The following is an 18,932-nucleotide window of genomic DNA, read 5'->3' as shown; positions in this document are numbered from 1 at the left end:
CGCGGTTGGGGATCAGCCTCGATGCGACCCGAAGGGCCGGTCCCCTAACCCAATTTCATTCGCTCAGTTGAGCCGAATGCTCAGTGATAATCCGCCAGCGAAGTCTGTACTGTTTCTGTTCAATCCCGTGCTGCCGAAGATTGACATGTTGAAGCCCTTGGCAAGGCGGAAGCTTGCCCAACCGGTGACTTCGCTCGATGCTTGATTGCCGACGATCGACGATTGTTGCCAATCATAGTCTGCACCCACCGTCACGCCATTGCCCGCGCGGACGCTGGCTCCGGCGCCTGCACCCCAGGTATCGCGCAGCTGAACTGTTGTCGAACTGCCCGCAAATTTGCGACGACCATGGACATAGAGCGTCGTAGGCCCGAATTCTTTGACGAAATCGAGCGCAGCCGTAACATCGACCTTGCCGGTGCCGAGCCGCTTTGCTTTCGACGCAGTGGGAATTTTCACCTTGCCGGTCGCATCGATGTAAAAATCATTGCCAAGGTCGAATGAATAGGTCGACGCGATGACGACATCGCCAAATCCGCTGCGCCTTGAACTAACGGGAGCACCGCCGCTGTTGTCAACCTCGACTTCACCTGAACTCCCTGAACCGGAACCCGAATTGGCGCTTCCCGGCCCGCTATTGTCGGTGCGTCCGCCGCTGCCCGATCCGCCATCGCGGCCCTCCGGCGTCTGGATCAGCGAGCCAGGGCCATCGATGCGCACATAGGGCACCGACACGCGGATGCTGAAATTGTCTTTGCTATATTTCAGGCTAACTGGTGCTGAAACCACCTTGGTATCGGTAAGTTCGCCATAATCGCCTTTTGAATAGTTGATACCCGTCGAAAAGCGCAGAACACCCTTGTCGTCGGCACTTGTTGTGGCGTTCGATGAACTCTGGTCCTGCGCAAATGCGGGCTGACTGGCAACGCCTGCCAGCAATGCACAGGCGACCGTGAATGTCTTGGAATGGAATTTCATGATGTTTCCCCGGAACTTGGCGGCACAGACTTTCTTTTTCGGAGCCGCGCGTCAACATAATAAGGCATTCGGTTCCGGGAAGGAGCGACCTCCCCGGAACCGCCAGCGACCCGGTTAACCCAGATCGTCGGCGCCGCGACCGCCACGGTCATCGCCCGGAGCGTCGTCACCGCCGCGCCCGCGACCTCTTCCGCGTCCACGATTGTCATCCATGGCAACATTTTCTGAACCCGGTGCGTCGTCGGCGCCTCGGCCACGGCCACCGCGATCGCCACCATTATCATCGTTGGCGTCGTGGTTCGGGCCATCGTCGGCTCCGCGACCCCGGCGGTCGTCGCCTGCCGGATCATCGGCGCCACGACCACCGCGATCACCGCCATTGTCATCGTTGATGTCATGATCGTCAGGGTCGTCTGCGCCACGACCCTGACGGACATGGCCGACCGGATCGTCGGCGCCACGCCCTTGGCGAACATCACCCGGCGCATCGTCGCAGCCGCGGCACTGGCGGACATGACCTGCCGGATCGTCGGCACCGCGGCGTGCCATAGCACTTCCAGCAGTCAAGGTTGCGGCACAGAGGGCGGCGGTTGCGACGCCCAGTTTCCAGATTGTAGTCATTTTGTTTCTCCCGAATGGACCCGGCGGGGGGTGCCGGTCATTCCACAACGGAAGTGCGAAGGGTTTATTCCCCAGCCGCGACAAAAAACCGCTTATTCCTTCCAACCCGATGAAATTAGGCCTTTTTCATTTTCGCCATTGAGCGGATCGGAAGCGCCCAGTCTGTCCAATGCCGCATTCAGCGCCGCAGGGTCGCTACCAGCAGCAGTGCGAATTTGATTGCTGTTTCCTGTGTCCGCACCGCGCGCTGACGTGGCCTCGACCTTCCATTCGCCTTCGGACCGACAGGCGATGCCGCCGCCCACTCGGTCACCGGCAAATTCGCGGCAATAACGGCCGTCTCGCGCACGGAAAGTGAGAACCGGGCCAATTGGATTGCCGCTAGCCAGATTTATTGTCTGCCCCGATGGCAGGCTTTCCATTGCGATCTGGAATTGCTGTTCATCTGCCAGGCCCTTGGCAGTGGGCTGGAGCAGCACGATTGCGACGGCAAGCGAGGCAGCGATCGCTCCACCCGCAAGGCCTATACGTCCCCACGACCAGCGATTGTCATTGGCGGCGATGGGAAGTTTTTTGGGTTCAGCCAATCCGAGCCGGTTGAGCATGGCAGCGTCGACGCCGCCATCGGCAATCGGGAACGCGGCACGCAACATCGCGTCATTGGCTTGCCACTGGTTCACCTCGGCTACGAGCGTTTCATCCGCCTGCATTTCGGCCTCGAAACGCAAACGGTCTTCACCTGTCAGGCTGCCGTCCAGATAGGCCGCTATGGTTTCGTACCTGTCAGCCATTGCCCTGCCCTTCGCCATGCAACGCACGATCAACCGACTGGCGCGCCCTTGCTATGCGGCTCATCACCGTTCCGATTGGTATGTCCAGAATTTCCGCTGCTTCCTTGTACGATCGCCCGTCAAGCACGACGAGCGCCATCAATACGCGCTGCTCGTCAGGCAAGGCCGCCATCGCGGCCCTCGCCTGATTGAGGTCCGAACGCCCTTCGACCACGGCCCTTCCATCATCGCCAGCCAGCGAGACCGCCTCGTCGATATCAATCGTGATGCCGCGACGACCTTGTGCCCGAACTGCGTCTATGTGGATATTTTGCGCAATCCGGAACATCCAGCTTTCCAGACTGCTGCCCGGTTGCCACTGGTCTATCCGCGTCAGCGCCCTTTCGACTGTTGCCTGCATCAAATCATCGCCCCTGTCTTCGCTCCGCGCCAGCACCGTACAGAAACGGCGAAGGCGCGGCAGAAATGCCACTATGCGCGCCCGGACGCTTTCCATCTCTGCGCTGCCGGCGTGCATTCTGTTCGAGCCCCTAACGTCATGAAGCGGAATTTATTCCGCATGGGATTCCCTAAAAATCTATCTGCATGGATAGACTGGATTTTATTTGTCAGGACCAGCGGAATAATTGTCAAGGCTGGCCGTTGTTGTTGCATGATACAGCATATTGCAAAATTGGGCCGTAAGCGCGAAACTTCGCCAGTGCCTATAAGCCATTCCAGCAATGCCCTAACAAGGGTTAAGTTTACCGCGATCCTAGCGGTAGCCCTCGCGGTTGGCCCAGCTCAACTTAAAGCCTTTGACCGCGAAGACCGCGCCGACAAGGCAATGGAAGCGTCAATTCGCGCAGCCGAACGGGCTTCGCGCGATAGTGCCCGCGCCAGTGAAGATGCAGCGCGTGCGGACGAACGCACACAGATCGATGACATCAAAACGGCCGAAGAAACCCGCATTCAGGAAATCAAAGCCAATACCGAACTCAGCAAGGCCGAAGCAGACGCGCAGGAGCAGGCGGCAAAGGACGCCGCCGATGCCGAAGAACAAGCCGCAAAAGATGCGGCTGACGCGGCTGAGGATGCTGCAAAGGCTGCTGAAGATGCGGCCAAGGATGCCGCCGACGCCGCTGAAGATGCCGCCAAGGCGGCGGAAGATGCCCTTGACGATAGTCACGGATCGTCGGAATCGATGCGCGATCTCGCCAGCGAAGAGAGCCCCGAATTCGACAACAGGGGCTTCCCGGTGCGCAGAGGTGAAATTGTCGGGATCGACGTGGACGAAAAATCGATGGCAATTGCTGTCAACGCTGGCTTCACCGTGATCGACCGGGCACAACTTCCCGCGCTGGGAAGCGAAGTCATCCGCTTCGCAGCTCCCAATGGTATGGATTCGGCTGCCGCACTTGATTTGATGCGAAGCACTGACGGACTAGGAAGCTATGATCTGTCGCATTTCTATGGGCTGTTGTTCACGCCGCAGGGTGGCGTTTCCGCAAAGGGTAGCAGCAACATCAAGGCCAAATCCGGAACGCTAAAAATTGGAATGATCGACACCGGGGTCGCGGGTCATAAGGCGTTGTCAAAGCTCAGCTTGCAGACGCGCGACTTCAGCGGCAGCATCAAGACGGTTCCTACTGAACATGGCACCGCGATCGCCTCGCTTCTGGCCAGCGAGGGGGCTGCAACCATCTATTCGGCGAACATTTTCCAAAGCGGCGTGGGCAGGCCCTATACCTCGGCAGACGCGATTGTGCGTGCGCTCGACTGGATGGTGCAGCAGCAGGTGCCGGTGATCAACATCAGCCTGGCTGGGCCGAGGAACAAGATACTCGATACACTTGTCGGTAAGGCCAGCCGAATGGGGCATGTGATCGTTGCCGCCGCCGGAAATGGTGGCCCAACTGCGGCGCCCGCCTATCCGGCAGCATTGCCCGATGTTGTTGCAGTAACGGCAGTCGACAAAGATCTACGCGTTTACCGCTATGCCAACCAAGGTCGCTATGTTCGCGTTGCAGCTCTTGGGGTCGACGTCACAGCAGCGGCCCCGGGGGGCAAGACCGCACGACAGAGCGGGACGTCTTTTGCCACGCCGCATGTAGCCGCTTGGATGGCGCGGTGCACCGGCAGCAAAAGCCCGGCAACGCGGCTCAAATGCATAAAGCGCCTCGAAGCCGAAGCCCGCGACTTGGGCGAGCCCGGACGTGATGCGGTCTATGGATACGGCTTCATTTCCTGATCAACAGGCTGATCACGCACAAAATAGGTAAATTGGTGAGCTAGAGATTACCGCCCAATCAACCGCTGGGCGATGCGATCTGCTACCTCAGCAGGGGTATCTCCGCTGGCTTCGCTTTCATCCCAAACCTGGTGCAGACGTCCGGGAATGGTATCGATGCGCGCGTTGATCGCGGCATCATCGGCCTGGTCGATATGGCGCAGCACGTTGATGATGCCGCCTGCATTGATCACATAATCGGGGGCATAGACAATGCCCCTGTCCGCAAGCTGGCGACCCTGCGCAGCGGTTGCGAGTTGATTGTTCGCACCGCCTGCGACGGCCTTTACCCTCAACGAGGCAACGCTCGCCTCAGTAAGGATCGCTCCCAGTGCACAGGGGCTGAAGATATCGGCTTCGACTGCCATGATTGCCTCTGTCGGGGCAGTTTCGGCGCCGAGTTCAGCCGCGAGCGCGGCGGCACGAGATTCGTTGACATCAGCCAGCGTCAGCTTGGCACCCTCCGAAGCAAGATAGCGGGCAAGGCCGCCACCAACGCTGCCGACGCCTTGAATCGCAATATGCATGCCTTTGACGTCTTCACTGCCCAGCGCGCGCTTGGCCGCTGCCTTGACGCCCAGATACACGCCACGTGCAGTATAAGGGCCGGGATCACCCCCCTGCCCCGGCAAGCCCGCGACATGCTGCGTGGTTTGCGACAAAGTGACCATGTCATCCTCCGACATGCCAACATCCTGCGCCGTGATGTAGCGGCCGCCGAGTGAATCAACCGCACGGGCGAAGGCATCGAGCAGTTCACGTGGTTTACTGCGGTTGGTATCGGCAAGGATCACCGCTTTGCCACCGCCAGCGGGCAAGCCAGCCATCGCATTTTTGTAGCTCATCCCGCGTGACAGACGCAGCGCGTCGGTCAAAGCAGCTTGCTGATCGGCATAGTGCCAGAAACGCGTCCCGCCCGCTGCCGGGCCCAGATGTGTCGAATGGATCGCGATCACCGCGCGCAGACCGGTTTTCGGGTCATCAAACATATGCACCGATTCATGGGCGTCGAAATCGGGCAGGTCCCAAAGCGCGGGCATGGCAGCATCCTTACGAGTCGCGAGAAATTACGAAGCTGCGCAATAATATTACGCAACCTGTTTGTCAGCTACAAATGTAAGGAAAAATGGGGCGACCGACGGGATCCGAACCCGCGACCTCTGGTACCACAAACCAGCGCTCTAACCAACTGAGCTACGGTCGCCACAGCACCTGTAGAAAGGCAGGCGCGTCCTTATGTGCAAAGGATGCCGGGCGTCAACCCGGCACCTTTCAAATCCACTGGCCCAAAGGCTTATTTCTTGAGCGTAAGCCCGCCAAAACGCTTGTTGAACTGCGCAACGCGGCCGCCTGCATCAAGCATAGTGCCACGACCGCCGGTCCATGCCGGATGCGAGGTCGGATCGATGTCGAGTTGTAGCGTATCGCCTTCCTTGCCCCAGGTAGAGCGGGTTTCGAAGACGGTGCCGTCAGTCATCTGCACCTTGATCATGTGATACTCGGGATGGATATCGTTTTTCATATCATTTCTCCTTTTCGGCCCGGTTTCCGACCGGATCCAGGATTTGCGAAGCGCCGCCCTTAGCGACGCATCCGCTCAATTGCAAGCTTTCTGGAGAGCTTTGCGTTACGCTGGTGGGTCGGCGATCATCGCCATGAATTCCGCCTCTGCGGCAACCTGATCGCCAATCAAAGCCTGCCCCGCAAATTTGCAGACGCGGGGTCGCTTTTGCGTGAACTGGACGTTTAGAGTGAGCAGGCAGCCCGGCTCGACCGGAGCGCGGAATTTGGCATTGTCGATCGCCATAAAGTAAACCAGCTTGCCCGAACCGGCGAGCCCGAAGCTTTCCATGGCAAGCACGCCAGCAGCCTGTGCCAGCGCCTCGACAATCAAAACGCCCGGCATGATCGGACGACCAGGAAAATGCCCTTGAAAAAAGCCTTCGTTGATCGTGACCGCCTTGATGGCCGAAATCCGTTCATCGACGACCAGTTCCTGGACGCGGTCGACAAGCAGCATCGGATAGCGGTGCGGAAGCACCGCCATCACCCGCCGGACATCGTAATTGGCGAAATCACTCATCGAAATTAGCGGCTTTCAGGCTGCGGCTGTTGCGGAGCAGGTGCAGCGGGAGCAGTGCCCTGCGGTTGCGCAGCCTGCTGTGCCTGTGCATTGCGGATCGCCTGCATGCGGGCAGCGGTCAGCAAACGCTGCTGGATCTGTTCGTAAAGCGGGCCGGTCGACTGTTTGGGCTGCCAGTTTGCAGGTGGCGTAATACCAACCGAAGGCGCGGCTGCATCAAGAGCTGTAGTCACTGCTTTGGTCACATCAACGGCTTCGGGTGCCCAGATGAACGCATCGGGTGCCAAAATCATGCTAATCTTCTTTTGCGTCACAACCTGTTGCTGCGCAGCAGCGTAACGATCGGCAATGCTTTCAACCGCAAAAGCTTGCGCTGTAACGATCGGCTGCTGAAGCTGAGCAATTTCCTTTTCCTTGGTTTCCAACTGGGTCAGCAACGGATTTTTCGCCTTGATTGCCGCATCCAGTTCTTCCTGGGTCAGGTTCTTGTCTTTGTTAGTATCCAGCTGCGCATTGATATCATTGATTTCCTTGCGCTTTGTCTGGATCATCTGCGAGTTGCTGGTGAAGGTGGTACCGATCTGCTGATAGGCCTGAGCGAATGCCTTGGTCTGCATGATCGCATCGGTCGTATCGAGCGTCGCTATACCAGCAACCTGCGCGTTTGCAGGGCTAACAGCAATAGCAGCACTCGCCAGCAGTGTTGCCGAAAGGGTCTTGATTGCAAATTTCATCAGAATTGGGTTCCTACGTTGAATGTAAATAATTTTGTATCATCGCCAGGCTCTTTTAGCAGGGCGCGGGCTATATCGATCCTGAACGGTCCGAAAGGCGAATTCCAGTTTACGCCCACGCCGACCGAAACGCGGGGTTTCCAGCTATCGCCAAAAAAGCGTTCTTCGAATTGCAAGACCGGTACACGAGCCGAACCATCGGGATTCGTCGCAACGGTCGTTGTTTCCAGCACCGGAGTCGTGCCTGAAGTGTTGACTGTGTAGAACAATGGCAAGCTCGGTGTGGTGGCAGATGCAGCCGATTTTTGCTGGATTGTCTGCAAGATCGGCGTGGTCACCTTGAAAACAGCACCCGCGTCGATGAACACCGATGGACGCAGTCCAAGTTCTTTCGCACCGCTTCCGAGCGGTATCTGAAGTTCAGCACGGGCAAGATAATATGCCCGACCACCGATCGCATCATCCTGTATCTGCTTGCGATCAAGACGCGGAACGTTGACCGGTACGCCGTTCTCAATTCCCCCATCAAAGAAAATACGCTGCACACGAGGACCGACGCCGCGAATGTCAAAACCACGAATTTGCGGCTCGCCGAGGTAGAAGCGGTCAGTCAGGCGAACGTCGTCGATACCAAGCGCAGGCGAACCGCGATTTTCAAGCGGGTGAACATAGCCGCCTTCGGCAGACAGCGAGAAGATGAAGCCGCTATCGGTTACTTTAAAATGCTTGTCGGCATTCAGTCGCGTGCGGACGTAGCGAACATCACCGCCAAGTCCTGCGAAATCCTGACTTATGCTCAAGCTGTGGCCGCGCGTTGGCCGAATTCGATTGTCGCGGGTATCGTAAAGAAGCGTGTAGCCAAGCGTAGATGTCAATCGCTTGCCAATTGCGTCGCATAGGAAGCGACCCGCCAAAACCGGGTCGCATGTCGAAGGCAGCGGACCTGTGCCGTCCGGATCGGTAAAGAACAAGCCGCGATCAAGCGAAATATCGTCATAGCTCAAACCATAACGGGCCTGAAAATACAGAAACTCGTTGATCGGAACACCGGTACGCAGCTGAAATCCGGTCGTTGCCTGTTCGTAGGTGGTGTTGCGATCATTGTTGAAGAAGTTGAAGCTCGACAGATCGCGACGGAAGATGTCGCCCGAAAGAGCGATCGAACGGTCGAACAAATAGGGTTCTGTGAAACCGATTTCAGCCGATTTGGAATAGCTGGAATAGGAAATGTTTGTCCGCAGTTCCTGACCTTTACCGCGGAAATTGCGTTGTGTGATCGAGCCTTGGAAAATGAAATTCTCGATCGAGGAGAAGCCAGCGGACAGCGAAAGTTCACCCGTCGCTTTTTCTTCCACATTGGTCGTCAGAACAATCCGGTCCGGCGTGCTGCCTTCGGCCTGCTCTACTTCCAGATCCTCCTGGAAATACCCAAGCGATTTAATGCGATCCGTGGTCCGCTTCACGCCGATGCTGTTGAAGGCGTCACCTTCGTTCAGGCGGAATTCGCGACGCACGACCTTGTCCTGCGTAATGGTGTTGCCGTTGATGTCGATGCGTTCGACGAAAACGCGCTGCGCTTCGGCAATGTCAAAAGTGATGCTCATGGTGAGAGCATCTTTGTCGCGATTGAATTGCGGATTTACCTCGGCGAAGGCGTAACCGAACAGACCAGCGCTTTCCTGCAATCCTTCGACGGTATCTTCGACCATCTTGGCGTTGTACCAGTCGCCATTCTTCATCCGCAGGCTGGAGGTCAGCGCTTCCGATTTGAAATCGCGGATCTTGCTGTCGACCTTAACCTCGCCGAATTTGTACCGCTCGCCTTCTTCAACGACATAAGTGATGATGAAGTCTTTTTTGTCCGGCGTGAGTTCGGCCACCGCCGATACGACGCGGAAATCGGCAAAACCTTCGGTCAGATAGAATTGACGCAGCTTCTGCTGGTCGAACGCGAGGCGATCAGGATCATAGCTGGTGCCCGAGCTGAAAATGCTGGTCAAACGCGCCTGCTTGGTAACCATTTCGCCGCGCAGCTTGCCATCGGAGAATTTGTCGTTGCCGATGATATTGATCTGGCGAACCTTGGACTTGGGCCCTTCGGTGATTTCGAAAACGATATCAACGCGGTTTTGATCCAGCTGAACCAGCTTGGGCTCAACCTGCGCTGCAAAACGGCCCTGACGCTTGTAGAGTTCAACGATACGCGCAACGTCGGCGCGAACCTTTGAACGCGAATAAATCTGGCGCGGCGCGAGTTTGATTTCGGGCTCGATCTTGTCATTCTTGATGCGCTTATTGCCTTCAAGGATGATGCGGTTGATCACCGGATTTTCACGCACATCGATCGTGATGTCGCCCGCATTGTTGCGCACGCTGACGTCGGCAAACAATTCGGTTGCATAGAGGTCCTTAAGCGCCTGATCGCCTGCAGCCTGGGTCCATTGCTGTCCGACGCGCAGCCGGATGTAGGAACGGACAGTGTCAGCCTCTAGACGCTGCGTGCCGACAACATTGATTGAGCGGATTGTGCTGTCCTGCGGGGCAGCAATTGTTGCTTCGCCCGTTTGCGCGGCAACGGGCGCCGCAGACAGCGAAACCATCACCGCCAGCACGGAAGCGCCGATCCATTTGCCGGAAACCGAAGTTTTGCTCATAAATTCTCGACCTTCCTCTGGCCCCGCTAACGGAAAAAACAGTGTTGCGCCCTTGCCCCAAGCGCCGGTTTCAATCAAGCAATCTGTGGATTCTTTCCACGCCTCATTTGCCAAACAGCCCGAATGAGGCGAGATCGTTGAAGGTCACCATCAACATGAAGCTGACCAAAACCGCAAATCCGGCACGAAATGCCCATTCCTGAACTACCGGAGTGGCAGGTCGACGGCGCACAGCCTCGACCCCGTATAGAAGTAAATGTCCACCATCGAGCATCGGAATTGGCAACAGGTTGATGAACCCCAAGTTAATCGAGATCATCGCCGTCAGCCACAGGAAAGCAGACATTCCCAGAACAAATTGCTCACCCGAAACCTTGGCGATTTTCAACGGCCCGCCCAGTTCGGAAATCGGGCGGCGTCCGGAGATGATCTGGCCGGTCGTCTTGACCGTCAGGCGCACAATGTTCGCTGTTTCCTTGGTTGCCAACCAAGGAGCTTCCAATAGCCCCACCTCGCGGATTTCGGCGGGTGGAATGGGCAGACCCAATATGCCACGGCGATATTTGTTGCCGAACCGGTCGACCTCTTCGAGCACGCCAATTTTGGCGATTTCGGTGCGGATGACACCGCTGCGTTCATAGCGGATGGAAATACGCTCATTCGGATGGACGGCAATTTCGGTCGCCAGTTTGCCAAAGCTATCGACCGCGGTGCCATTGACAGCAAGGATGCGATCACCGGGTTTGAGACCCATTTTTTCGGCAGCCGTTCCTTCGGCGACACTCTGCACCACAGGCGGGTTCACGGCCTGTCCGTAATACAACAGGAACCCTGAAAGAATGAGTATGGCCAACAGGAAGTTCACCGCCGGCCCAGCGAATACGATCAAAGCCCGCTTCCACAAGGCTTTAGACTGAAAGGTCTGGTTGCGCTCAGCCGCCGATAGTTTTTCCCAATTTTCATCAGGCTGGCTCGCAGGGTTCATGTCACCCGCAAATTGCACATATCCACCCAATGGCAGCGCACCGATGCGCCAGAGCGTGCCGCGTTTATCGACCCTGCCCCAGATTTGCGGACCAAAACCAATCGAGAATTTGTCGGCCTTCACACCGAACCAGCGCCCGACCCAATAATGGCCGAGCTCGTGCACCACGACGAGCGTGCCGAGCAAAAGCAGGAACGCAAAGATGGTGACGAGAATGTGCGGGGATTCAAGCTGCATGTGGCAATTTTTCCATCAGGCTTTTCGCGTAGGTGCGGGCGGCTGCATCAATGCTGAACAAATGATCGAGCGAGTGGGGGGCGTTCGGTGAATAGCTGTCAAGCGTCGACGAAACCACATCGGCAATGTCAAGAAAGCCTATCTGACCTGCCAGAAATGCTGCAACGGCAACTTCATTGGCGGCGTTCAGTATGGCCGGGGCAGCGCCGCCCTGCTCAGCTGCTGTTCGAGCCAGTCGCAAAGCAGGAAAGCGCACCATGTCCGGCGCTTCAAATTCCAATTTCGAAATCCGCGCCAGATCGAGTGGCGCGCTGTTGGTTTCGAGCCGTTCCGGCCAGGCCAATGCACTGGCAATCGGGATGCGCATATCGGGCGAACCCAGCTGCGCCAGCGTCGAACGGTCGACATATTCGACCATCGAATGGATCACCGATTGCGGGTGGACGACGATGTCCAGCTTGTCGAGACCGACGGGGAAGAGATGGTGCGCCTCGATCAGCTCAAGCCCTTTATTCATCATCGTCGCGCTGTCGACACTGATCTTTGCGCCCATATCCCAATTGGGATGCGCGACGGCCTGGGCAGGCGTCACGGCCCGCATCTGTTCGAGGCTGAAGGTGCGGAATGGCCCGCCGCTAGCGGTGAGCGTGATCTTGCGGACCTGATCGATGCGGCCACCGGCGAGGCATTGGAAGATCGCATTATGCTCGCTGTCGACAGGCAACAACGTCGCACCCGATCGCGCCACGGCAGCCATCATCAACTCGCCTGCGGAAACCAGCGCTTCCTTGTTAGCAAGCGCCACGGTCTTGCCAGCCTCGATGGCTGCCATGGTGGACGGAAGGCCCGCGCAACCGACAATCGCCGCCATCGTCCAGTCTGCTCCCATTTGGGCAGCTTCGACCAATGCGGCAGGGCCAGCAGCGGTAGCAATGCTGGTTCCAGCAAGCGCTTCCTCAAGCGCAGGAAAGGAGGCCTCGTCAGCCACCACGGCAATTTCAGGCTCAAATTCGCGCGCCAATTTGGTGAGATCGGCGGCGTTGCCATTGGCGGTCAAAGCAAGGACGCGGTACTTGTCTCGATGCTGGCGCACGAGATCGAGCGTTGAGAGGCCGACCGAGCCTGTTGCGCCGAAGATGGAGATGGTGCGCGTCATGCGACGCCCGCCAAAATCAAAATACCCGCAATAAAACTGACTCCCAGCAGTCCATCGACCCTGTCGAATAAGCCGCCATGTCCCGGAATCAGACTACCAGAATCCTTCATGCCCGCCCGCCGCTTCATCCAGCTTTCGAAGAAGTCTCCAGCTTGAGCCGTTGCCGCAACAACTACTCCCGCAATAACCGTCGGTAAAATGCCAACGGGTTGGAAATCGACATTCTGGTCCGTCCAAAACTGGTAAAACTGCTCGGACGATGTAAGCGCAAGCATCACTGCGGCACCTGTCATGCCGCCAAATAAGCCAGACCAAGTTTTCGATGGGCTGATTCTAGGAGCAATTTTCGGGCCCCCAAATGTACGACCGGCGAAATACGCGCCGATGTCTGTGCCTATCACCATTGTGATCAAACTGAGTGCTGGAATTATGCCGCGCTCTGTATGAGATGGCAGAACACCGCCAAGTGTCAGCAAGGCAAAGCAAGCCATGCCGATATACCCCAAGCCTCCCAGATACCACAGCCCTCTACCGCCCGAGTTCGTTACAAAACCCCGAACCAACTTGATCCATTCAAAGAAAACACCAACGGCTACGCTGGCGATCAGACCTCCAAAAAACCAACCTCCGAACCAAATCGCTCCCAATGCCAGAGCCAGCATTACTATGCCTGACAGCGTCCGCAAGCCAAGGTCAGAGCGCGGTTTCGGTAGTGCTTCGTCGCCACTCATCGCCCGCCATAGCGCCTTTCGCGCGTGCTGAATTCAGCGAGGGCAGCGTCAAACTCAGCTGGAGTGAAATCAGGCCATAATGTTTCAGTGAACCACAGCTCGGCGTAGGCGGCCTGCCACAGCATGAAGTTCGACAGGCGTTGCTCCCCAGAGGTGCGGATCAGCAGGTCCAAGGGCGGCATGTCGGCGGTGTCGAGATGGGCCTCAATCGCCTCTGCCGTGATCGCACCCTCTTCCGCCGCCGCCTGCGCCGCGCGGACCAGTTCGTCCTGCGAGCCATAGTTCAACGCAACTGCCAAAGTCGTGCGTGTGTTGTGCGCGGTGCGGGCCAGCGCATCGTCGATCATGTCGACAATATCGGGAGCCAGAACCTTGTAATTGCCGATAATCTTCAGCCGCACATCATTGGCGGCAAATTCGTCAATGTCGGATTTGATAAAGCCGCGCAGCAGCCCCATCAGGTCGTTGACTTCATCCTCCGGCCGCTTCCAATTCTCGCTCGAAAAGGCATAAAGCGAAAGCGCTTCCAGCCCCGTCGTGGCCGCATGACGGACGATTTCGCGAACCACTTCGACACCCTTTTTGTGTCCCAGCGCACGCGGCAAATGCCTTTTCTTCGCCCAGCGGCCATTGCCATCCATGATGATGGCGACATGGCGCGCGCCATGGGCGCCGCCCCCGCCATTTTCGGGATCGGCCTGTTTTAGCGCCCTCGCCTTTGAGGACCGCAGGCCAATCACTGGCTCATGATTTCCTTTTCCTTATGTGCCGCCGCTTCGTCGATGGCCTTGATCGTCTCGTCGGTCATCTTCTGGACTTCGGTTTCAAGGCGCTTGCGGTCGTCTTCGCTGATTTCCTTCTTGTTCTCGTCGGTCTTCAGCGCATCATTGGCATCGCGGCGGACGTTGCGGGCGGCAATCTTGGCTTTCTCCGCATATTGCCCCGCCAGCTTCGCCAGTTCCTTGCGGCGTTCTTCGGTCAGGTCGGGGATCGGCAGGCGCAGCATCTGGCCGTCAGTAATCGGGTTGAGCCCAAGACCCGCGGAACGGATCGCCTTTTCGACCGGCGTCACATTCGAGCGATCCCAAACCTGCACGGACAGCATGCGCGGTTCGGGCGCGCTGACAGTTGCAACCTGGTTGAGCGGCATGTTCGATCCGTAAACCTCGACCGTCACCGGATCGAGCAGCGTCACATTGGCACGTCCCGTGCGCAGGCCCGACAAATCACCTTTGAGCGACTCAACAGCACCCTTCATGCGGCGTTCGACATCGGCCTTGTCATATTGCGGCATGGTTCAATTCCCTTCACTTTTCACAATTGTAGAGGTGCCGGTACCATCAAGCACCTTCAGGATATTGCCCGGTTCGCGGATCGAAAACACCACGATCGGAATGTCGTTGTCGCGACACAGCGCCACGGCGCTCGCATCCATGACCTTCAGATTGTCTGAAAGAACACGGTCGTACGTCAATGTTTCATAACGCTTTGCGGTAGAAACCTTTTTCGGATCGGCATCATAGACACCATCGACCGATGTGCCTTTGAGCAAGGCGTCGCACTTCATCTCGGCAGCTCGCAGGGCGGCACCGGAATCCGTGGTGAAGTAAGGCGCACCGACGCCCGCGGCAAAGATCACCACCCTGCCCTTTTCCAGATGCCGTTCAGCGCGCCGGCGGATCACAGGTTCACACACCTTGTCCATCTCGATCGCCGATTGCACGCGGGTCTGCACGCCCAATTGCTCAAGCGCATTCTGCATCGCTAGTGCGTTCATGACGGTTGCCAGCATGCCCATATAGTCGGCCTGCGCACGGTCCATGCCCTTGGCGGCACCCGCCATTCCTCGGAAGATATTGCCGCCGCCGATCACCAGACAGATTTCCAATCCGGTATCCTTGGCCGCCTTCACCTCGGCAGCCACGCGAGCGACCGTATCAGGGTCGATGCCAAAGGACTGATCGCCCATCAGCACTTCGCCCGACAATTTCAACAGGATGCGGCGGTAGCCGTTGGCGCTCATATGATCCTCATCCCCAAATGCAGATACGATAATGGCGCCCAGCTATAAGAGCCGCGCGCCATATCGCCAAGACTTTATCCCCACCACAATCGGCAAGAACGGCCTTTATTTAAGCTCCAACCGCTGCAGCCACTTCTGCTGCAAAGTCAGAGACTTCCTTTTCGATGCCTTCGCCGAGCTGGTAACGGACATAGTCGACCAGCTTGATGTCTTTGCCAGCGGCCTTGCCAGCCTGGGCAACGACTTCCGAAATCGGCGTCTTGTTATCGATAACGAACAGCTGCGAGAGGAGCGCGTTTTCCTTGGCGAACTTCTTCATCGCGCCCTCGACCATCTTTTCGACGATCTCGGCGGGCTTGCCGCTTTCAGCAGCCTTTTCGCGGGCAATCGCCGCTTCGCGGTCCAGCGTGTCCTGATCAAGACCGCTTTCGTCGAGCGCCAGCGGGAAAGCGGCAGCGATGTGCATCGCCAGCTGCTTGCCAAGTCCGTCGAGCGTTGCTGCATCGGCTTCGCTTTCAAGCGCGACCAGAACGCCGATACCGCCCATGCCAGCTGTTGCCGCATTATGAACGTAAGAAACAACGCGGCCCTGCGAGACCGAAACGGTCTTGGCGCGGCGGATGACCTGGTTTTCACCGATGGTCGCGATATTGTTGGTCAGAACTTCCTGAACCGTGCCACCATCGGGATAGGCAGCGGCAAGGATGGTTTCCGCATCATTCGCACCAAGGCCCAGCGCAACGCTGGTGGTCTTGCGGACGAAATCCTGAAACTGTTCGTTCTTGGCAACAAAGTCGGTCTGGCTGTTCACTTCAACAGCGGTGCCCTTTGTGCCATCGACAGCAACGCCGACAAGGCCTTCAGCAGCCGTGCGGCTCGATTTCTTGGCGGCAGTTGCCAAGCCCTTGGCGCGCAGCAGGTCAACGGCGGCGTTCATGTCGCCAGCGGTTTCTTCCAACGCCTTTTTGGCGTCCATCATGCCGGCGCCGGTCAGTTCGCGCAGTTCCTTCACGGCAGCAGCGGTAATTGCAGACATTTTTGTGTCCTTTCGACTTTGGTTTGGCAGGACCAGTCAGGTCCAGAAACATGTCATCCCCGATATCATCGGGGATCCATGGCCTAAAGCCTCGGTTTGAACCGGAATGTCAGGCAATGGATTCCCGCTTTCGCGGGAATGACACTATTTTTGTTACGCTTCCGGGGCAGCTTCTTCGCTGGCTTCCGCAGCGGGGGCTTCCACGACAGCCGCAGCTTCGACAGCCGCTACTTCTTCAGCAACCGGGGCAGCTTCTTCGACCACCGCAGCTTCAACCGGCGGCTCTACCATCGCACCAAGGTCTTCACCACGTGCCACAGCAGCACCGGTGTTGCCCTTGGTCGAGGCAGCGGCAATCGCTTCACAATAGAGACGGATCGCACGCGCAGCGTCATCATTCGCCGGAACCGGGAATGCGATGCCATCGGGCGAAACGTTCGAATCGAGGATGCCGATTACCGGGATACCCAGAACATTGGCTTCCTTGATCGCGAGCTCTTCCTTGTTGGCGTCGATCACGAACATCACGTCCGGAATGCCACCCATGTCGCGGATGCCGCCGAGCGAAAGCTCAAGCTTGTCACGCTCGCGGGTCATCTGAAGGATTTCCTTCTTGGTGAAACCCGAAGTGTCGCCCGAAAGCTGTTCCTCAAGGGTCTTCAGCTTTTTGATCGAGTTCGAAACCGTCTTCCAGTTGGTGAGCATGCCGCCCAGCCAGCGGTGGTTGACGAAATGCTGGCCCGACGCGCGAGCAGCGTCCGCAATCGGACCCTGCGCCTGGCGCTTGGTGCCGACAAACAGCACCTTGCCGCCTGCCTGCACGGTGGCCGACACGAAATCGAGAGCGCGCGCGAAAAGCGGCACGGTCTGCGACAGGTCAAGAATGTGAACGCCGTTGCGTGCGCCGAAAATATACGGCTTCATGCGCGGGTTCCAGCGATGGGTTTGGTGGCCGAAATGTGCTCCGGCCTCAAGCAATTGGTGCATGGTGACGACAGGTGCCGCCATAGTCTTTCTCCTTCCGGTTGAACCTCTGGAAAGCAAGAACCAAGGCCGCAAACTGGTTACGGCAAAGGCACCGGTGATGTGCGCTTTCCATGTGGAATGGGCGGGCCGTTAGCTGGGCCACGGAGATTCGTCAAGCCTGCAGCCCAATTTCTGCGGAAAAGGCTGGATTAATCTGCCATTCACCTCACAATCTGAAATATTGGCGAAAGCGACCAGACTCCAATCGGATCGCCCGGAAAAAATGTGACCCGCATCCTGCTTCCCTTATTAGCATTCGCCTTTGCAACCTCGGCATCCGCAAGCGATTTGCCATTAGGTATCGCCGGACAGCCGCCCGAAAAAATCTCCTTCCTCGCCACATTTGGCGAAGAAAAATGCCCTGAGGCCGTTGATCCCGACGAGATCGTTGTCTGCGCAACCGCACCAGAAGGTGATCGCTACCGCATTCCCAAAGACCTGCGCAAAGCCGAGGAAGAGGCACAGGCGAGCCAATCCTGGACTTCGGCGGTCGAAAGCCTGGATGAAGGGGCCCGAGCGACGCGCCCCAACAGTTGCTCGGTTGTCGGCACCGGGGGTTTCACCGGCTGCACACAAGCGATGCTGCGCGAATGGTTCGCCGCCCGGCGCGGGACCCGGTCAGCAAACTAGGGTCAGGACCCTAAGGGCCAGACTCCAATGATCGCCAAAATCAGCGGGAAAAGCCGAACAATACCCACGGCGATGCCGGCTCGGTCTGCAGGCGGCGGCAGGCGTCTCGCAACAATTTTCGGCCGATCGCATTATTGGTCTTGTCCAGTTTTTCGCCTTGTTCATGATGTTCGGCATAGTCAGCCCAGCTGCTGAAATGCGCCTCTGCCGCTGACGCAAGCGGTGCCATCAACGCCAACGCATCTTCTTTGGGCAACAGCCCGATACCGGCTCCGGCAAAGGTCAGATAGGACGCTCTGGCGGCGATGGCAGCCAGCCCGGCCTTGGTTTCATCGGCCAGATTATCCTTCAATAGCGACCGATATTCCGAATACAGAATATTCCGGTTGGTCAGCAATTGCGGGATCATCGCCGAGTCAAACCGGTGCGCCTCGCCAACGGCAACCGCAGTTGCCAGCAGCGTCCTTATCCGCTCAACATCGGCAAGGATGGCCAGTGAATCGGCTTCAGTCTGCGCTCCGTCCAGCCTGGCGACCAGCACGTTGAGCATGGCTGTGGCATAATGCACCGATTCAAGCGTCAGCACCGCACCGGTTACCGCCAGATCGCTGTCGGCGCCAAAATCGCGGATCAGCAATTTTGCAATCTCGTCCTTTTTGGCCGCAGCGATTTCGGTCGAGCACAGGTCATAGGCAGTTTCGCCTATAAATATCCAGCGGTGCGGCGCACCTAGTGCCACGGCAAAGCTTTCGGCCTGCGGCTGGTTGCGAAGGGCATCGAGTTGCTGGGTTTCCAGCACCTGCTTTACCGCATTCTCCTCGGCCAGTTCGGCCTTAGCTTCAGCCACGCCTTCCTTGACGGCGGCTACCATTTCCTTGAAAATCTTGAATATCATGACCCGACCTCCGGTCTGAACGTCGCAAAACGCCCCTGCCCCTTGTTTATCTTCAGATCGCGGCGATGATAACCGAATACGAC

The 18,932-nt window shown here is 57.6% G+C and carries 20 protein-coding genes and 1 tRNA gene; 2 read left to right on the top strand and 19 right to left on the bottom strand.

Translation table 11 applies throughout. The annotated features are described in order from the left end of the window. Positions 1 to 63 precede the first annotated feature (63 nt). The 4 genes from ABL922_RS09300 to ABL922_RS09285 form a co-directional block, all read right to left on the bottom strand. Entirely contained in the window at positions 64 to 978 is a 915-nt protein-coding gene (locus tag ABL922_RS09300; protein WP_349023932.1) for a hypothetical protein, read from the bottom strand. 114 nt (positions 979 to 1,092) lie between these two features. Then, entirely contained in the window at positions 1,093 to 1,599 is a 507-nt protein-coding gene (locus ABL922_RS09295) for a hypothetical protein (RefSeq protein ID WP_349023931.1), read from the bottom strand. A gap of 92 nt (positions 1,600 to 1,691) precedes the next feature. After that, positions 1,692 to 2,390 carry a hypothetical protein gene (locus ABL922_RS09290; RefSeq protein ID WP_349023930.1) on the bottom strand — a complete coding sequence of 233 codons (699 nt, stop codon included), beginning with the start codon at positions 2,388 to 2,390 and terminating at the stop codon, positions 1,692 to 1,694. Next, a complete protein-coding gene (locus ABL922_RS09285) occupies positions 2,383 to 2,907 on the bottom strand; it encodes an RNA polymerase sigma factor (protein WP_349023929.1) in 525 nt (174 codons plus the stop codon). Before ABL922_RS09285 ends, ABL922_RS09290 begins: the two co-directional genes overlap by 8 nt. A 135-nt stretch (positions 2,908 to 3,042) precedes the next feature. Here ABL922_RS09285 and ABL922_RS09280 point away from each other — a divergent pair, with 135 nt between their 5' ends. Next, on the top strand, positions 3,043 to 4,620 hold the full coding sequence (locus ABL922_RS09280) for a S8 family serine peptidase (protein WP_349023928.1): 1,578 nt from the start codon (positions 3,043 to 3,045) through the stop codon (positions 4,618 to 4,620). Between the two features lie 47 nt (positions 4,621 to 4,667). Here ABL922_RS09280 and ABL922_RS09275 read toward each other — a convergent pair whose 3' ends face one another. The 14 genes from ABL922_RS09275 to rpsB form a co-directional block, all read right to left on the bottom strand. Further along, entirely contained in the window at positions 4,668 to 5,699 is a 1,032-nt protein-coding gene (locus ABL922_RS09275; RefSeq protein ID WP_349023927.1) for a Glu/Leu/Phe/Val dehydrogenase dimerization domain-containing protein, read from the bottom strand. An 87-nt stretch (positions 5,700 to 5,786) separates the two neighbouring features. Beyond that, positions 5,787 to 5,863 (bottom strand) — tRNA-His (locus tag ABL922_RS09270). A gap of 90 nt (positions 5,864 to 5,953) precedes the next feature. Continuing rightward, positions 5,954 to 6,181 carry a 50S ribosomal protein L31 gene (gene rpmE, locus ABL922_RS09265; RefSeq protein ID WP_349023926.1) on the bottom strand — a complete coding sequence of 76 codons (228 nt, stop codon included), beginning with the start codon at positions 6,179 to 6,181 and terminating at the stop codon, positions 5,954 to 5,956. A gap of 105 nt (positions 6,182 to 6,286) precedes the next feature. After that, a complete protein-coding gene (gene fabZ / locus ABL922_RS09260; RefSeq protein WP_349023925.1) occupies positions 6,287 to 6,742 on the bottom strand; it encodes a 3-hydroxyacyl-ACP dehydratase FabZ in 456 nt (151 codons plus the stop codon). 5 nt (positions 6,743 to 6,747) lie between these two features. Continuing rightward, positions 6,748 to 7,476 carry an OmpH family outer membrane protein gene (locus ABL922_RS09255; protein ID WP_349023924.1) on the bottom strand — a complete coding sequence of 243 codons (729 nt, stop codon included), beginning with the start codon at positions 7,474 to 7,476 and terminating at the stop codon, positions 6,748 to 6,750. Then, positions 7,476 to 10,130, bottom strand: a complete 2,655-nt coding sequence (gene bamA, locus ABL922_RS09250) for an outer membrane protein assembly factor BamA (protein WP_349023923.1) — start codon at positions 10,128 to 10,130, stop codon at positions 7,476 to 7,478. The genes ABL922_RS09255 and bamA overlap by 1 nt, the downstream gene beginning before the upstream one ends. A 103-nt stretch (positions 10,131 to 10,233) precedes the next feature. After that, positions 10,234 to 11,352, bottom strand: a complete 1,119-nt coding sequence (locus tag ABL922_RS09245) for a M50 family metallopeptidase (protein ID WP_349023922.1) — start codon at positions 11,350 to 11,352, stop codon at positions 10,234 to 10,236. Further along, a complete protein-coding gene (locus ABL922_RS09240) occupies positions 11,342 to 12,508 on the bottom strand; it encodes a 1-deoxy-D-xylulose-5-phosphate reductoisomerase (protein ID WP_349023921.1) in 1,167 nt (388 codons plus the stop codon). Before ABL922_RS09240 ends, ABL922_RS09245 begins: the two co-directional genes overlap by 11 nt. Beyond that, positions 12,505 to 13,239 (bottom strand): phosphatidate cytidylyltransferase, encoded by a 735-nt coding sequence (locus ABL922_RS09235; protein WP_349023920.1) that lies wholly within the window; start codon positions 13,237 to 13,239, stop codon positions 12,505 to 12,507. The genes ABL922_RS09240 and ABL922_RS09235 overlap by 4 nt, the downstream gene beginning before the upstream one ends. Then, a complete protein-coding gene (uppS, locus tag ABL922_RS09230) occupies positions 13,236 to 13,886 on the bottom strand; it encodes a polyprenyl diphosphate synthase (protein ID WP_349023936.1) in 651 nt (216 codons plus the stop codon). The genes ABL922_RS09235 and uppS overlap by 4 nt, the downstream gene beginning before the upstream one ends. A gap of 89 nt (positions 13,887 to 13,975) precedes the next feature. Continuing rightward, positions 13,976 to 14,533: a ribosome recycling factor gene (frr, locus tag ABL922_RS09225; RefSeq protein ID WP_349023919.1), complete on the bottom strand. Its 558-nt coding sequence runs from the start codon at positions 14,531 to 14,533 to the stop codon at positions 13,976 to 13,978. A gap of 3 nt (positions 14,534 to 14,536) precedes the next feature. Then, positions 14,537 to 15,262, bottom strand: coding sequence for a UMP kinase (gene pyrH / locus ABL922_RS09220; RefSeq protein WP_349023918.1), 726 nt, complete (start codon positions 15,260 to 15,262; stop codon positions 14,537 to 14,539). A gap of 109 nt (positions 15,263 to 15,371) precedes the next feature. Then, complete coding sequence (tsf, locus tag ABL922_RS09215; protein WP_349023917.1) at positions 15,372 to 16,298, bottom strand: translation elongation factor Ts; 927 nt, start codon at positions 16,296 to 16,298, stop codon at positions 15,372 to 15,374. 153 nt (positions 16,299 to 16,451) lie between these two features. Continuing rightward, a complete protein-coding gene (rpsB, locus tag ABL922_RS09210; protein ID WP_349023916.1) occupies positions 16,452 to 17,306 on the bottom strand; it encodes a 30S ribosomal protein S2 in 855 nt (284 codons plus the stop codon). A gap of 243 nt (positions 17,307 to 17,549) precedes the next feature. On the opposite strand from rpsB, the gene ABL922_RS09205 reads away from it, so the two are divergent. Next, on the top strand, positions 17,550 to 17,954 hold the full coding sequence (locus ABL922_RS09205; protein ID WP_349023915.1) for a hypothetical protein: 405 nt from the start codon (positions 17,550 to 17,552) through the stop codon (positions 17,952 to 17,954). A gap of 40 nt (positions 17,955 to 17,994) precedes the next feature. Here the strand turns inward: ABL922_RS09205 and ABL922_RS09200 are convergent, their stop codons facing one another. Further along, on the bottom strand, positions 17,995 to 18,849 hold the full coding sequence (locus tag ABL922_RS09200) for a DUF1266 domain-containing protein (protein ID WP_349023914.1): 855 nt from the start codon (positions 18,847 to 18,849) through the stop codon (positions 17,995 to 17,997). Positions 18,850 to 18,932 lie beyond the last annotated feature (83 nt).

Source organism: Sphingorhabdus sp. (assembly GCF_040079335.1).
In the GTDB taxonomy this organism is placed as follows: Bacteria; Pseudomonadota; Alphaproteobacteria; order Sphingomonadales; family Sphingomonadaceae; genus Sphingorhabdus_B.
The sequence above is the reverse complement of the archived record's forward strand: the minus strand, read 5'-3'. Positions and strand labels throughout refer to the sequence as shown.